Origin of the sequence: Amycolatopsis sp. w19, assembly GCF_051373225.1 — a bacterium.
In the GTDB taxonomy this organism is placed as follows: domain Bacteria; phylum Actinomycetota; class Actinomycetes; order Mycobacteriales; family Pseudonocardiaceae; genus Amycolatopsis; species Amycolatopsis japonica.
This window is the reverse complement of the sequence record NZ_JBPQFM010000006.1, coordinates 274,815-288,440: the sequence shown is the minus strand read 5'-3', so window position 1 is coordinate 288,440 and position 13,626 is coordinate 274,815. Positions and strand designations below refer to the sequence as shown.

The 13,626-nt window shown below is 67.4% G+C and carries 11 protein-coding genes; 8 read left to right on the top strand and 3 right to left on the bottom strand.

The annotated features are described in order from the left end of the window. Positions 1-139: 139 nt before the first annotated feature. The 3 genes from ACSMFO_RS16040 (at position 140) to fxsT (ending at position 4,546) form a co-directional block, all read left to right on the top strand. Positions 140-856 (top strand): S1 family peptidase, encoded by a 717-nt coding sequence (locus ACSMFO_RS16040; protein WP_037346286.1) that lies wholly within the window; start codon positions 140-142, stop codon positions 854-856. Positions 857-1,282: 426 nt separating this feature from the next. Beyond that, on the top strand, positions 1,283-1,633 hold the full coding sequence (locus ACSMFO_RS16035; protein ID WP_436459242.1) for a hypothetical protein: 351 nt from the start codon (positions 1,283-1,285) through the stop codon (positions 1,631-1,633). 309 nt (positions 1,634-1,942) lie between these two features. Continuing rightward, positions 1,943-4,546 (top strand): FxSxx-COOH system tetratricopeptide repeat protein, encoded by a 2,604-nt coding sequence (fxsT, locus tag ACSMFO_RS16030; protein ID WP_436459240.1) that lies wholly within the window; start codon positions 1,943-1,945, stop codon positions 4,544-4,546. 139 nt (positions 4,547-4,685) lie between these two features. Here the strand turns inward: fxsT and ACSMFO_RS16025 are convergent, their stop codons facing one another. Beyond that, positions 4,686-5,399: a Crp/Fnr family transcriptional regulator gene (locus ACSMFO_RS16025; protein ID WP_038518385.1), complete on the bottom strand. Its 714-nt coding sequence runs from the start codon at positions 5,397-5,399 to the stop codon at positions 4,686-4,688. A 185-nt stretch (positions 5,400-5,584) separates the two neighbouring features. Between ACSMFO_RS16025 and ACSMFO_RS16020 the strand changes: the two genes are divergently transcribed. The 3 genes from ACSMFO_RS16020 (at position 5,585) to ACSMFO_RS16010 (ending at position 9,716) form a co-directional block, all read left to right on the top strand. Then, positions 5,585-5,998, top strand: a complete 414-nt coding sequence (locus tag ACSMFO_RS16020) for a hypothetical protein (RefSeq protein ID WP_073847875.1) — start codon at positions 5,585-5,587, stop codon at positions 5,996-5,998. Positions 5,999-6,388: 390 nt separating this feature from the next. Continuing rightward, the gene (locus tag ACSMFO_RS16015; protein WP_436459238.1) at positions 6,389-8,920 is read left to right on the top strand and encodes a phosphocholine-specific phospholipase C; all 2,532 of its coding nucleotides are present in this window, start codon (positions 6,389-6,391) and stop codon (positions 8,918-8,920) included. Positions 8,921-9,077: 157 nt separating this feature from the next. After that, positions 9,078-9,716, top strand: a complete 639-nt coding sequence (locus ACSMFO_RS16010; protein WP_436459236.1) for a DUF4232 domain-containing protein — start codon at positions 9,078-9,080, stop codon at positions 9,714-9,716. 18 nt (positions 9,717-9,734) lie between these two features. On the opposite strand, the gene ACSMFO_RS16005 is transcribed toward ACSMFO_RS16010, so the two are convergent. Beyond that, positions 9,735-10,241: a MarR family winged helix-turn-helix transcriptional regulator gene (locus tag ACSMFO_RS16005; RefSeq protein WP_436459235.1), complete on the bottom strand. Its 507-nt coding sequence runs from the start codon at positions 10,239-10,241 to the stop codon at positions 9,735-9,737. Between the two features lie 93 nt (positions 10,242-10,334). On the opposite strand from ACSMFO_RS16005, the gene ACSMFO_RS16000 reads away from it, so the two are divergent. Both ACSMFO_RS16000 and ACSMFO_RS15995 read left to right on the top strand, forming a co-directional pair. Beyond that, the gene (locus tag ACSMFO_RS16000) at positions 10,335-11,240 is read left to right on the top strand and encodes an EamA family transporter (RefSeq protein WP_360127359.1); all 906 of its coding nucleotides are present in this window, start codon (positions 10,335-10,337) and stop codon (positions 11,238-11,240) included. A gap of 13 nt (positions 11,241-11,253) precedes the next feature. After that, positions 11,254-11,814 (top strand): NADPH-dependent FMN reductase, encoded by a 561-nt coding sequence (locus tag ACSMFO_RS15995; RefSeq protein WP_436459233.1) that lies wholly within the window; start codon positions 11,254-11,256, stop codon positions 11,812-11,814. Between the two features lie 521 nt (positions 11,815-12,335). Here ACSMFO_RS15995 and ACSMFO_RS15990 read toward each other — a convergent pair. Then, positions 12,336-13,550, bottom strand: coding sequence for a cytochrome P450 (locus ACSMFO_RS15990; protein WP_436459231.1), 1,215 nt, complete (start codon positions 13,548-13,550; stop codon positions 12,336-12,338). Positions 13,551-13,626: the final 76 nt, after the last annotated feature.

Here is a 13,626-nt window from a genome sequence, read left to right as displayed (position 1 = left end):
ATCTTCGCCCGGGCCTCGAAATAAATAGGTAGCCCACGCGAACTTTCGTCGGTTTCCGGCTTCCCTTGGCACGACACAGAATCAGCGCGTTCGTCCCCACTGAAGCGGCGGGATCCCCGCCGCAGAAATGAGTCGGAACATGCGACTGCGCTCTCTAGTCCTGCTCGCCGGCACCGCGTTCATGGCGCTGCTCGGCTCGACCGCCCCCGCCGCGACCGCCGCCGAACCCTCGGGCGTGCAGCCGATGATCATCGGTGGTCAGTACGCGCAGAACGCTCCCTGGGCGGCCCGGCTGTTCGTGAACGGCCAGCAGAACTGCACCGCCACGATCATCGCGCCGCAGTACATCCTCACCGCCAAGCACTGTGTCGCCAGCAGCGGCAGCTACACGTTCCGCATCGGCAGCCTCGACCAGCAGAGCGGCGGCACCATGGCCACCGCGGCGAGCATCACCCGCCACTCGGGCGCGGACCTGGCCATCGTGCGGCTGACCAGTTCGGTCAACGCCACCTACTCGCCGCTCGGCACCACGAGCAACGTCGCGGTCGGGCAGAACGTCCAGGTCTACGGCTGGGGCGCGACCAGCCAGTGCGGTTCGGAGATCAACTGCCAGTCCCGTTACCTGAAGGTCGCCACCGTCCGGGTCAACTCGGTCAGCTGCAGCGACTACAACGGCGGGGTCGCGGTCTGCGCGAACCGTGTCGACGGCATCACCGCCGGCGGTGACTCGGGCGGCCCGATGTTCTCCGGTGGCCGCCAGGTCGGCGTCGCCTCGACCAGCGACCGGTCGAACAACACCGCGTACACCAACATCACCCGCTACCGCAGCTGGATCCAGCAGGTCGCCGGAGTCTGACCCCCCTCGTGAGTGGTGAGGACGGTTCCCACCCCGAAACGTGAGGCAGACGTGGCGTGGTCGCGGGCGGGTCGGTGGTGGAGTGAAGGCTCCCTTCACCGCATTAGACGCGGTGAAGGGAGCCTTCGCCCCGGTCACTCACCCGCCCCGGCCACTTCGCCGCCAGCGCCTGCGTCGCGAAAGCCACTTTCGCGACGCCAGATGTCCCGAAAGTGGCTTTCGCGACACCTTCGACAGGCGGACGAGCGCGGCGACCCCCTACGCCACGTTTGCCTTACCCCTCCCTAACCGTCCTCACCACGCACGAGCGTTGACACCGAACCGCAGCCTCCTATTTGTCAATTGACACTCAACTCCGGGCCGATCGGCGCGATAATGTGGCGGTCGGCGCCGTGGGTCGGCGCCGTGGACCTTGGGAGGGGGCCAGTGGCGCGACCGACGCGGGCTCTCGACCGCACGATCGTCGTGGTGGGCGTCGTGGGGTTCACCGCGCCGGACCGCAACCGCCTCGACCGGCTCGCCGTGCACCAGGGCATGTACGAGGTCTTGATCCTGCTTCCGCCGGGAACGACCGAGAGTCTGGTCGCGGACCTGCAGCCTGATCGGGGACGCGGTCGATATCGCTTTCCGCATTCTCGACACGCAACCAGTGAAAGATCCGGGCTTGTTGCCCGCATTGCGCCGTCCGCCGCCTGTTTCAGCGAAGACTTCACCGGAATGGATTATTTACGACCGCACGGGGAAGCCATCGCGGATTCGGTGGTGGTGCGCGTCTGAGACCTCATTTGTCGTCGTCTGAATCCGGCGATCATGGTGAGCCCCGAATGCGCGGTGTCCGAAACGGTCAATGCCCCGAGTGGCCGCCACCCGTTTCGGTGACCGGATCCGGTTGATCGGCCACTCCGAGACGCCATCGGCGATCCGAACGACACACCGGACCCAGGACTCCCCGGCCGACGTGGGGCTGGAACCGCGCGCAGCGGAACGCGGCGGAAAGCCAAACCCGCCAAGTACACTTATCTGAATCAAAAGACTGAGAGCTCCATGATGCCTGAGTCAGCCGAACGTCCACCTGCCTCGACACCTGTGACACAGGCACGCTCGTCTCGTCTCAACGACCCCGAAGCGGACGAGCCGACGACCCGGATCGTGCACTCTTCGGCGTCGGAAAGCTCCCGGAACTTCCCCGACCGTCAGCCCGACGACCCGCCGCCGGTCTTCGGTAACGTCCCTCCGCGGAACCCCAACTTCACCGGCCGCGACGAATTGCTCGACCAGCTCACGAAACGCTTGAGCGGCGGTACCGCCGCCGTGCTTCCTTCGACGCTGCACGGTCTCGGCGGTATCGGCAAGACCCAGATCGTCGCCGAGTACATCTACCGGCATCTCCAGGATTACGACCTCGTCTGGTGGATCGACGCCGCGCACACCACCCAGATCCGCGCCGGTCTCACCGAACTCGCCGGTGTCCTCGGCCTTCAAGGCGCGTCCGAGGCCAGTGTCGCGGTCCCAGCGGTCATCGAGGCGCTCCGCACCGGGCGGCCCTTCCGCCGCTGGCTTCTGGTCTTCGATGCCGCGGAGAGCCCGGAGACCGTGCTCCCGTTCGTCCCGCGCAACGGTCCCGGCGAAATCCTGATCACTTCGCGGAACTCCGACTGGGCGGGTATCGCGCGCCCATTGGAACTCGCGGTGTTCAAAAGAGAGGAAAGCGTCGAACTGCTCGGTCGCCGCGGTCCTGAGATCGACCCTGCCGACGCCGACGAACTTGCTGAGAAGCTCGGCGATCTACCACTGGCCGTGGAGCAGGCGGCTGCCTGGCGCGCGGTGACGGGGATGCCGGTACAGGAGTATCTACGCCTGTTCGACGAGTCGGTACAGGAAATCCTCGACACCACTTCGGCGCCCGACTACGACGTGTCCGTCGCCGCCGCCTGGAACGTTTCGTTCGAGGAACTGAAGACCCGCAATCCGGCGGCTCACCAGCTTCTGCACATCTGCGCCTTCTTCTCCTCGGATCCGATCTCGCGTGACCTGTTCACCGGGGTCAACCGGGTGTCGATTTCGCCAGAGCTCGACGCCGCGCTCCGTGACCCGATCAAGCTGGCGCGCGCCATCCGGGACATCAACCGCTATGGCCTGGCCAAGATCGACCACGGGAACAACACACTTCAGCTGCACCGGCTGGTGCAGCTGGTGCTGCGCAACCGGGCCATGGCCCGGCAGACGCGTGCGCGGATGCAGCACGGCGCCCACCAGTTGCTCGCCGCGCTTGACCCCAACGACCCCGAGTCCAGCAGACACTGGCCGCGTTATCGCGAATTGCTGCCACACGCCTACGCGGCGAACGTCCTGGACTGCGACGACGACTGGCCACGTCAGCTCTGCATCAATCTGATGCGGTACCTGTTCGAGTATGGCGATCACGAAGAAGCGGCGCGGCTCGGCGTCGAAGCGCACAAGCGATTCACCGACATCCTCGGCCCCACACATCCTCAGACACTCGAAGTCTCGTCGCGGCTCGGGCTTTACCTGTGGGCGGTCGGCCGGTACGACAAAGCCGCAGAACTCAACCAGCGCACTCTCGAGCTGCTCCTGCAGGCATCCGGTGAAACGAACGAGGAGACCCTCGCGCTTCAACGGAACATCACGATCGATCTCCGGGCGCAGGGCGATTTCGCCGGAGCGACCAGACTGAGCGAAGAGATCCATCGCAAGGCCAAGCGGATGTTCGGTGATGACGACCCGGAGACGCTCTACGCCGCATACCAGCATGCGATCAGCCTGCGGTTGGCCGGCGCCTACCGGGAGGCCTTGGACCTGGATCAGGACACGCTCCGGCGGAGGATCGAGGTCCTCGGCCGCGATCACGTCCGTACCTTCAGCGCAGAAAGCGCGAGGAACGTGGACCTGCGCGAGTCGGGCGAATACGCCCAAGCCCGGTTTCAGCAGGAGCGGCTCACGGAGAACTTCATTGCCCGCTTCGGAGAGGATCAGCTGGGCGCGACCGTCAACTCGTTCCTGCTTTCGGTGACCAGGCGGAAGGACGGAGACCATCTCGGAGCGCTCGGCTTGTCTGCGGAGGCCCTCAAGAGGTTCCGGCTCGCCTATGGCGACGACCATGGCACGACGATGGCCACGGCTCTCGCTCATTCGATCGATCTTCGCCTCTCGGGTGATCTGACCGCGGCGAAGAAGCTCGGTGAGAACACCTTCGAGCGGTACCGCGGCGGTCTCGGCGAGCATCATCCGCACACCCTCGCGGCCAACGTCGACCTTGCACTGACCTTGCGGCTGATGGGTGACCCCGCAGCCGCCCGCGTTCTCGACGAGCGGGCCCTCGAGCAGTTCCGTGCGACCATCGGCCCTGACCACCCCAATGCCGTCGTCGCCACGATCAACCTGGCGAGTGACCTGGCGGCGGTGGGGGAGCTCGACCGGGCGGTCGACTTGGGGCGAGACGCGATCGAGCGTGGCACGCAGGTGCTCGGGGAGGATCACCCCACGGTCCTGGCCGCGTCGTTCAACCTCGGGCTGGATCTGGCCGCGCTCGGCCGGGCGGAGGAGGCTGCACCGTTCCGTGACCTGGTTCTGGCGCGCTACCGCCGGATCTTGGGCGAGTCGCACCTCGGCACGCAGGCGGCCGGTCGAGGTACCCGTGCCAACTGCGACATCGATCCGATCCTGATGTGAGTCGACGCGGTACGCATTGTCCGATCCAGAAGGCGACCTCCTCGACGCCGGTGGCCGTGGCCTCGCGCGGCGGAAAGCGGGAGCCCAGCCGTGCCAAGGTTCAAGCGAAATCAGGGGATAGCCGAGATTTCGTGCCGGATCAGGCCTCGACGGCGGGTGGTGGCCGACCGGCCGCCAATTCCCGTAGTGCGCGAGGGCTGGTGATGGTGACGCGCTGACGTGCGGTGCGCACCACACCCAGGCGCCGGAGTTCGTCGAGGCCCCGGATCAGGGTGCTGCGCGAGACCCGCGCGAAGCCCGCCAATTCCCCTTGGTTGAAGCGGAGATCGACCTGTTTCCCGGCCGTCCAGTCGACGGCGTGCTGCAGCGCGAGTTCCAGGAGAACGGCGGCGAGGCGTTGCGGGAAATCCGGGCCGCCGGATTCGAGACGCAGCCGGTCGGATTGTTGCAGCCGGATCGCCGCGGTCCGGAAGATCTCCTCGGCGATACGCGGTTGCTCGCGTAATACGCCGAGGAATTTGTCCCTCGGTACGACGAGCGTGTGCACCTCGTCGATCGCCGACATCGTCGCGGAACGGGGGAGTCCGCTGATCGGGGCCAGTTCGCCGACGATTTCCGCGGGACCGCGGGCGGCGAGCGGGGCGTCCTCGCCGCGATAGTTGGTGGCGCTGATCTTCACCCAACCGTGCAGGACGACGAACATGCTCGTGGGCGGACTGCCCTGGAGGGCGAGGATCTGGCCGGGTCGCCACACTTTCACGTGGCCGGCGCGCCGGAGGGCGGACTGCTCCGCCGGTGTCAGCCGCCGCCAGGTGCCCAGACTCCCGTTTTCAGCCGCGGAGGAACCGGTCATCCTGGCCCTCCGGTTCCCCGGGAACCGGATCGGTGCTGTGTTCCATTTGACGCATCAGCCACTCCCCCGACTCGTCAGCATGGTCAGTGGGCAGAACGACCCGGAAGTTTCGAACCGCGACCGGTAATTGTGCCAGGCACGGGGTGACTTCACCAGGCCTCGGGCCGGCGACGGGGGAGGGTGTCATGCACAGTGCGGAAAGTGTCATGGGACGGCCGAAGGATCACCGCCATCTGCCGGTGGGGCAGAACCCGCGGACGCCCAAGGCGTTCGGCCGAAGACCGGCGTTCTTCGCGCCGCATCCGCCGCTGATGTCCGGCGGGTGGTATCAGGGTGACGACCACGAGGTCGTCGGGCCGGGGCGGTATCCGGTGCCCCGTCCGCCCGCCAAATCGGCGAAGGCCGCGTTGCTGTGGGCGCTCTTCTTGGGGCCGTTGGGCCTTTGTTACGTGTCACCCGTCGGTGGGCTGATCGCGACGGCGGTCTCGGTCACGGCGATCACCTTCGGCGGCGCCGCGTTGGTGGCCGTGATCTGGCCGGTCGTCATGGTGCTCTCCTTGGCGGCCTTGTCCGGGCGGCCTGACGACGACAGGAGATGACGTCCGGCCGGTTCCCGGCCGGATGAACCGCGGTGGGGGACGCTCAAGGGGGGCGGCCCCCACCGCGGTTCCCCTCGCGAGACCGCACTCGCGTGATTGAAGCCGGAACTCACGTGATTGAAGGCGGAACACCCGAGTGCGGCCTCCAATCACGCGAGTCACGTCCCTGATCACGCGAGTCACGCCTTCACGGACTTGGGACAAGGAGGTACAGAACACTCACGAGGTCGTGACCATCCGAAAGTCGCGTCATCTTGCTCCGATCATGCAGCCCCGGGGCCGAACCCTTGAACCGATCAGGCACCTATGTTTCTATCTGCTCGATAGCCGCGTCAAAGGTGCAGTTTCGAACATGATCGAACGGGTTCAACGCAATTCCTGGAGGGCTTCGTGCGCCGTCGTACCCTGCTGAAGGCCGCTGGTGCGGCTTCCGCCTTCACCTTGCTCCCGGCGAGCGTCCGGCAGGCACTCGCCGCCGAAGCGCCGACTGGCGGGCTCGACGTCATCGAGCACGTCGTGGTGTTCATGCAGGAGAACCGGTCGTTCGACCATTATCTCGGGACGTTGCGCGGCGTCCGGGGTTTCAACGATCCGGCCGCGATCAAACTACCGTCGGGAGCGTCGGTCTTCCAGCAACCCGACGGCACGGGCACCCTGCTCCCGTACGCGATCGACGATCAGTTCATGGCCGACGTCGACCACAGCTGGTCGGGCGGGCACCGGGCGTGGAACAAGGGCCGTCACGACGCGTGGCGCGCGGCCAAGGGGGTCCGGTCGCTGACCTATCACACCCGTTCCGCGCTGCGGTTCTACCACGAACTGGCCGACGCGTTCACCGTCTGCGATGCCTACCACTGCTCGGAAATGGGGCCCACGAACCCGAATCGGATGTACCTGTTCACCGGCAAACTCGGCTACGAGCCGGACGGGACGACCCGGGCGATCGGCAACGCCGCCTGGCAGAACCCCGGGCACACCGGCTACACCTGGAAGACCTACGCCGAGCGTCTGCAGGCCGCCGGCCGTAGCTGGCGCGTCTATCAGGAATGGGACAATTACGGCGACAACTCGCTGGACTATTTCAGCAGTTTCCTCGCCGTGGGCACCAAGGCGCTGTCGAAGGTGAAGGACTCCGCGGGCAAAGCCTTTCCGAAGCTGGAGTACTTCTACTACGCCCTCGATTCGGCTTCGGCCGCCGAGCGCACCCGGCTGCTCGACGGATTGGCGGCCGGTGTGGCGACCCTGACCGCGTCCGAACGCGCGATGTACGACCGCGGGCTGGCCCGGGTCGCGCCGAAGCAATTGTTGAGTGCCTTCAAAGGCGATGTCGACGCGGGCAGGTTGCCGTCGGTGTCGTGGATCGTCGCACCGGAATCCCAGACCGAGCATCCCGCGTGGGGCCCGAACACCGGGGCCGATCTGGTGAAGTCGATCCTCGACACGATCGCGTCCAAACCCGAGGTGTGGAACAAGACCTTGTTCCTGCTGACCTACGACGAGGACGGCGGCTTCTTCGATCACATGCCGCCGCCCGCGCCGCCGGCTTCCGACGACGAGGGCAAGAGTTCCGTCGCCACGACCGACGAATTCGTCTCCGGTGAGCCGATCGGGCTGGGCATACGGGTGCCCATGTTCGTGATCTCGCCGTGGAGCCGAGGCGGGAAGGTGTGTTCGGAGGTCTTCGACCACACTTCCGTCTTGCGCTTCCTCGAACAATGGAGCGGCGTCGCCGAGCCGAACATCTCGCCGTGGCGGCGCACCGTCTGCGGTGACCTGACTTCGGCGCTGGACACGACGTCGCCGAGCGCGACCTATCCGGCGCTGACCAAACCGGTGCCGACGAGTGGACCGTGGAACACCCAGCCGCAGCCGCCGTCCGTGCAGAAGCTTCCCGTCGCGGAGACCGGCGTGCGGACCGCGCGTCCCTTGCCGTATCAGCTGACGGCTTCGGGACGGGTGACCGCCGAACGATTCTGGATCGACTTCGCCAACACCGGAACGGCGGGCGCGCACTTTTACGTGTACGCCAACGCGTACCGGACCGACGGGCCGTGGCGCTACACCGTAGGCGGGAGCGCGACGCTTTCCGATTATTGGCAGGCCGGTTCGCCGGACGGCGCGTACGACCTCACCACGCACGGCCCCAACGGTTTCCTGCGCCGGTTCGCGGGCAACCGGATCACCGCGACCACCGGCGGCAAACCGAATCCGGAAGTCGTGCTGCGGCCCGGTTCCGGCGTCGTGTACCTGAAGATGACCAACGCCGGCGCCGCTTGCGAGCTGACCGTGCGGACCGGCAACCGGGGCGGTGGACCGTGGACGTACACGGTCGCCCAGGGCGCGACGGTCGAGGACTGGTTCAGCACCGAAGGCGGCATGGGTGGCTGGTACGACCTGACCGTTCAGGGACCGGACGGCTTCCTTCGCCGCTTCGCGGGGCACGTCGAGACGGGCGTCGAAACCATCAGCGACCCCGTGATGGGCTCCGGGCCGCTCACGGCCACGGTCCGTTCGGCCGACAGCCAGGAGACGGTGGGGGAGAACGGCGCCGCCGCGAACGCCGTCGACGGGAATCCCGCCACTCATTGGCACACCAAGTGGTCCGGCGGGGAAGACCCGCTGCCGCACGAACTGCAGCTCGATCTGGGTGCCGCCCGCACGGTCACGGGCTTGGCCTACTTGCCGCGTCAGGACGGCTCCGACCACGGGCGCGTCGGTGGCTACGAAGTCCACCTGAGCACGGACGGCTCGGCCTGGGGAAGTCCCGTCGCCGCGGGTACTTTCGCGGACGACGCCGCCCGTAAGACCCTGCGGTTCTGGCCCACCCGGGCGCGTTATGTACGGTTCCGTGCCCTCACCGAGGCGGGCGGACGCGGGCCGTGGACGTCGGCGGCCGAGGTCACCCCGCTCGGCTGGATTTGACCCGAACGGGCAGAACCCCTTGTCCCAAAGGGAAAGATGCGTGACGGACGCTGAGGTTGCTTTTGTGAGAGCAGTGTCATCGTGACGCATCTTTCCCGCCCTGTCGGGCATCTTGCCCGGTGAGTGATCCACCGCGGGGACGACCGGGGAGAAGATGATGAGCCACCGCAAGATCCGACCGAACATCGCACGGCTCGCGAAGGGAATCGCGGCCTGCGCCGGTGTGCTCGCCGTCGTCGCCTGCAGCAACCCAGGGGCCCCCGCCGCCGCCCCGCGAACCTCCGCGCCCGTCGGTGGTGGCGGTGTCGAGACCTCCGCCGCGCCGACCGCCACCACCGGGAAACAGGCCGGCTCGGGCGGCAATCCCCGTTGTGCCACCACGGATCTTTCGCTCGCGCTCGGTTCGCCCAAGCCGAGCTCGAATTCGCCGGGGCAGGTCGACGTGCCGTTGACCTACAAGAACACTTCGTCGCGGACGTGCGCGCTGTACGGCGTTCCCGGCGTCGACCTGAACGGTCCCGAGGACCCGAACGGCCCGGTCTACCACCTGCCCCGGATCGACAACGGCGTGAAGTACAACGATGTTCCGGCGGGATCCACCGCGACCGCGACCATCACGATCCTGAAGCCCACCGACGACTCGGCCACGTGGACGCCGACGCGGGTGACGACCATCCCGCCGGGGCAGACCCAGCCGCTCACCGCGAACTGGCCGCCGGATCTTCCCGTGCTGCGCCAGGATGCCGCGACGCGTCCGGGGACCTACGTGAACGGGATCCTGTCCGATCCACACTGAGCGGCCGCCGCGCCGGGGTCACTCCAGTGACGTGTCGCCGAAGTGTTCGAGCAGCAGCCGCAGGCCGCCGATCAGTTCGGCCCACTGCGCCGGTTTCAGGTCGGGCAGGAGGTCGGCTTCGTTCTCCAGGTGGAGGACGAAGACCTCGTCCACGACCTGACGTCCCTTGCCGGTCAGCCGGATCTTGACCGAGCGCCGGTCGTCGCGGTCGCGTACCCGCTCGACCAGGCCCTTGGTCTCCATACGGTCGATGCGGTTCGTGATCGCCCCGGACGTGACCATCGCGGCCTTGAGCAGCGCGCCGGGCGTCAGGCCGTCGGCTTCCCCGGAGCGGCGGAGCGTGGTGAGCACGTCGAACTCCCACGACTCCAGGTCGTGCTTGGCGTTGAACTCCTTGAGCTTCCGGTCGAGGATCCGCGAAAGCCGCTGAACGCGCCCGATCACCTCGGCGGGCCAGAGCTTGTCTTCGAGGTCCGGCCGCTCGTGTCGCCAAAGCGCGATCACCGCGTCCACCGCGTCGGCCATGACGTCCTCCAATCGTCTCAACATTAAGAGACTTGACATTGACAGAAGTCGCTGGTGTTATCTCAACGTTGAGATTATCAGTGAGGAGACATCATGGCGATCATCGCCGAGCGGCCCGTCGTCCCGGCGGAACCGGCGGCCGCGAAACCGACGCTGCGTGACGCCGGGCTCGCCGCGCTGGCCCCGGCCAGCTGGGGCACCGTCTACGTCGTCACCGCGACCCTGTTGCCCCCGGACCGGCCGCTATTGGCCGCCGCGTTGCGGGCGCTCCCGGCCGGGCTGCTCCTGCTGGCACTGACCCGGCGGCTCCCGCACGGGTCGTGGTGGTGGAAGACGACGGTGCTCGGGATGCTCAACTTCGGCGCCTTCCTGCCGTTGATCTTCTTCGCCGCGTACCGCCTCCCCGGCGGGGTCGCCGCGACCCTCGGCGCCCTGCAACCCCTGCTCGTGGCGCTGCTCGCGCTCCCGATGCTCCGCGTCCGGACCCCGGCGCCGATCCTGCTCGCCGCGATCGCCGGCGCCGGTGGGGTCGCGCTGCTGACCCTTTCGTCGGAAGCCCGGCTCGACCCGCTCGGGCTCGCCGCCATGCTCACCGCCGTCGGACTCATGGCCGTTTCCCTGATTCTGACCAAGAAATGGGGCCGCCCTGGGCATCCGCTGGCGATGACCGGCTGGCAGCTGACCCTCGGCGGCATCGTCCTCGCCCCGGCGACGCTCCTGTTCGAAGGGCTTCCGAGCTCGCTGACGACGGCGAACCTGATCGGTTACGGCTACATCGGCATCGTCACCACCGCGCTGGCCTATCCGCTGTGGTTCCGCGGCATCGACCGGCTCGCCCCGGCGTCGGTCTCCCTGCTGACGCTGACGAATCCCCTGGTCGCCACCGCCGCGGGATTCCTGGTGCTGGGCCAGACCCTCACCGGCTGGCAGCTCACCGGATTCGCCGTCGCGCTCACCGCGTTGACGCTCAGCCAGACCCTCGCCCGGCCCAAGAACTGACGGAGGAACCGACATGACCGAACTGAAGATCCTCGCGATTTCCGGCAGTCTGCGCGACGGCTCGCACAACACCGCCCTGCTGCACGCGGCCAGGAAGGTGAACCCCGGTGGGATGGACATCGAACTGTACCCGGGACTCGGCGAACTGCCGCTCTACCGCCAGGACCTCGACACCGCCTCCCCACCGGAACCGGTGGCGGATCTCCGGCGCCGCGTCGCCGAGGCGGACGGCCTCCTGATCGCGACGCCCGAGCACAACGCGTCCCTGCCCGCGGCGCTGAAGAACGCCATCGACTGGGCGAGCACGCCGATCGCCGAGTCGCCGCTCCCCGGTAAACCGATCGCGATCGCCGGTGCCTCGCCGGGCGCCTTCGGTTCGGTTCGCGCCCAGCAGTCGTTGCGGCAGATCCTCGCTTCGATCGGCTCCGATGTCGTCGTCAAACCCGAAGTGACCGTGTTCCGCAGTCACGAGCGCTTCGACAATGAAGGCACGCTGACCGACGACTTCACCGCGTCGCTGCTCGTCGAGTTGCTCTCCGCGCTCAACGCGACCATTCGCGCAGGTGCCCGGTGAGCTCCGTGACGGTCGGATGGTCGAACAGGCGGGGAGTTCGACGCCGGTCAACTCCCGGAGCCGCGTCCGCAGGTCGATGACGGCCAGGGAATCGAGCCCGAGTTCGGTGAACTGCTTGTCCACGGGGATCGTGCCCGGATCGTGGTGGCCGAGGACCTCGGCGAGTTCCACCCGCAGCAGCTCGCGCAGTTCTTGCTCCGTGGGCTGATCCGGCCAGCGCCGGCCGGGTGACGGCGGCGCGGGTCTCGCGGCGGGGCGGATTGTGAACGGTGACAATCGGGGGAAGGGAATGAATACGGGTACTTAGACAACCGCGGTTGATCGCGTGTTCCGTGAAGGGCTCCTTGCCTACCTTGAAGGTAGCGAAGGAAGCCTTCACGGACATCACGATCGCCACCCGCGGCTCTGCAACACCACCAGTCCCGGCAAGTCACCGCGACCGCGCGTGAAGGCCTCCTTCCCTCGGCTTAGCCGAGTGAAGGGGGCCTTCACGTACTTGGGCGAGCGAGCGCGACAGTGGCCTATGCAGTCCAGGTGACCGGAAGCTCGTGGACGCCATAGATGTTCATGTCGGTCTTGAGTTTGACCTCCTCGGCGGGCACGGCGAGCGCGAGCGTCGGGAAACGGCGCAGCAGTCCCTCGAAACCCGCGCGCATCTCGATCCGCGCCAGCTGCTGTCCGAGGCACTGGTGGATGCCGTGCCCGAACGACAACAGACCGCGGGCGTTGCGGTGCAGGTCCAAGGCGTCGGGGTTTTCGAACCGCCGCGGATCACGGTTGGCGGCCAGCAGCGAGATGATGACCGTCGACCCCGCGGGGATCGTTTCGCCGCCGAGCTCCAGATCCTCCGTGGCGTAGCGGAAGAAGATGTCGGCGACGGACAGGTAGCGAAGCAGTTCTTCGACGGCGCCGGGGAGCAACTCCGCGTCGGCCCGCAGTTCGGCCAGCTGCTCAGGGTGCTCCAGGAGCGCGAAGGTGCCTAGCGCCAGCATGTTCGCGGTGGTCTCGTGTCCGGCGAGCAGCAGCAGGAACGCGGCGCCCGCCAGCTCCTCGATGGTGAGGTCTTCGTGGCGGCCGAGGTCGGACAGGATGTCGTCGCCGGGCGTCTCGCGTTTGCGGGTGACCAGTTCGGTGAGGAAGGTGTTCATCCCGATGAACGCGGCCATCTTCTCCTCCAGCGTCTGGTCCCTGACCATGAGCTGCGCGGAGTTGGCCTGGAAGCTCTCGCGGTCCGCGTAGGGGACGCCGAGCAGCTCGCAGATCACCAGCGACGGCACCGGCAGCGCGAACTCCTTGACCAGGTCGATCGGCGGAGTCAGGTTCGCCATCGCGTCCAGCTGCCGTTCAGTGATCTCGACTATGTGCTCTTCGAGCTGCTTCATCCGCTTCACGGTGAAGGCGCCGGTCAGCCGCTTCCGCAGCCGGCCGTGGTCCGGCGGGTCCATCGCGACGAACATGCCCGGCATCGGCGGCGACGGTTCGGTCGGGGCGGGCATCCCCGTCTCGTACGGCACGTGCAGGATGCCGATGTCCTGGCGCGAGCTGAAGCGGGTGTCGGCCATCATCTGCCGGACCTCGTCGTAGCCGGTGACGAGCCAGCCCTCGTGACCGTCGGGGAAGACCATGGGACTCACCGGGCGGGCCTCACGCAGCCGGGTGATCTCGCGGGGCGGGTCGAAGGGCCCCGCGTCGCGCTCCATCGGGAGGCCCTGCGGGACGGGAACCGTCTGAGTCATCGCTTCGCCTTTCGTGGTGGTTGTGACGGCCACTCTCCCCGCGAGGCCTGACATCCGGCTGACACGGCGCTGACAC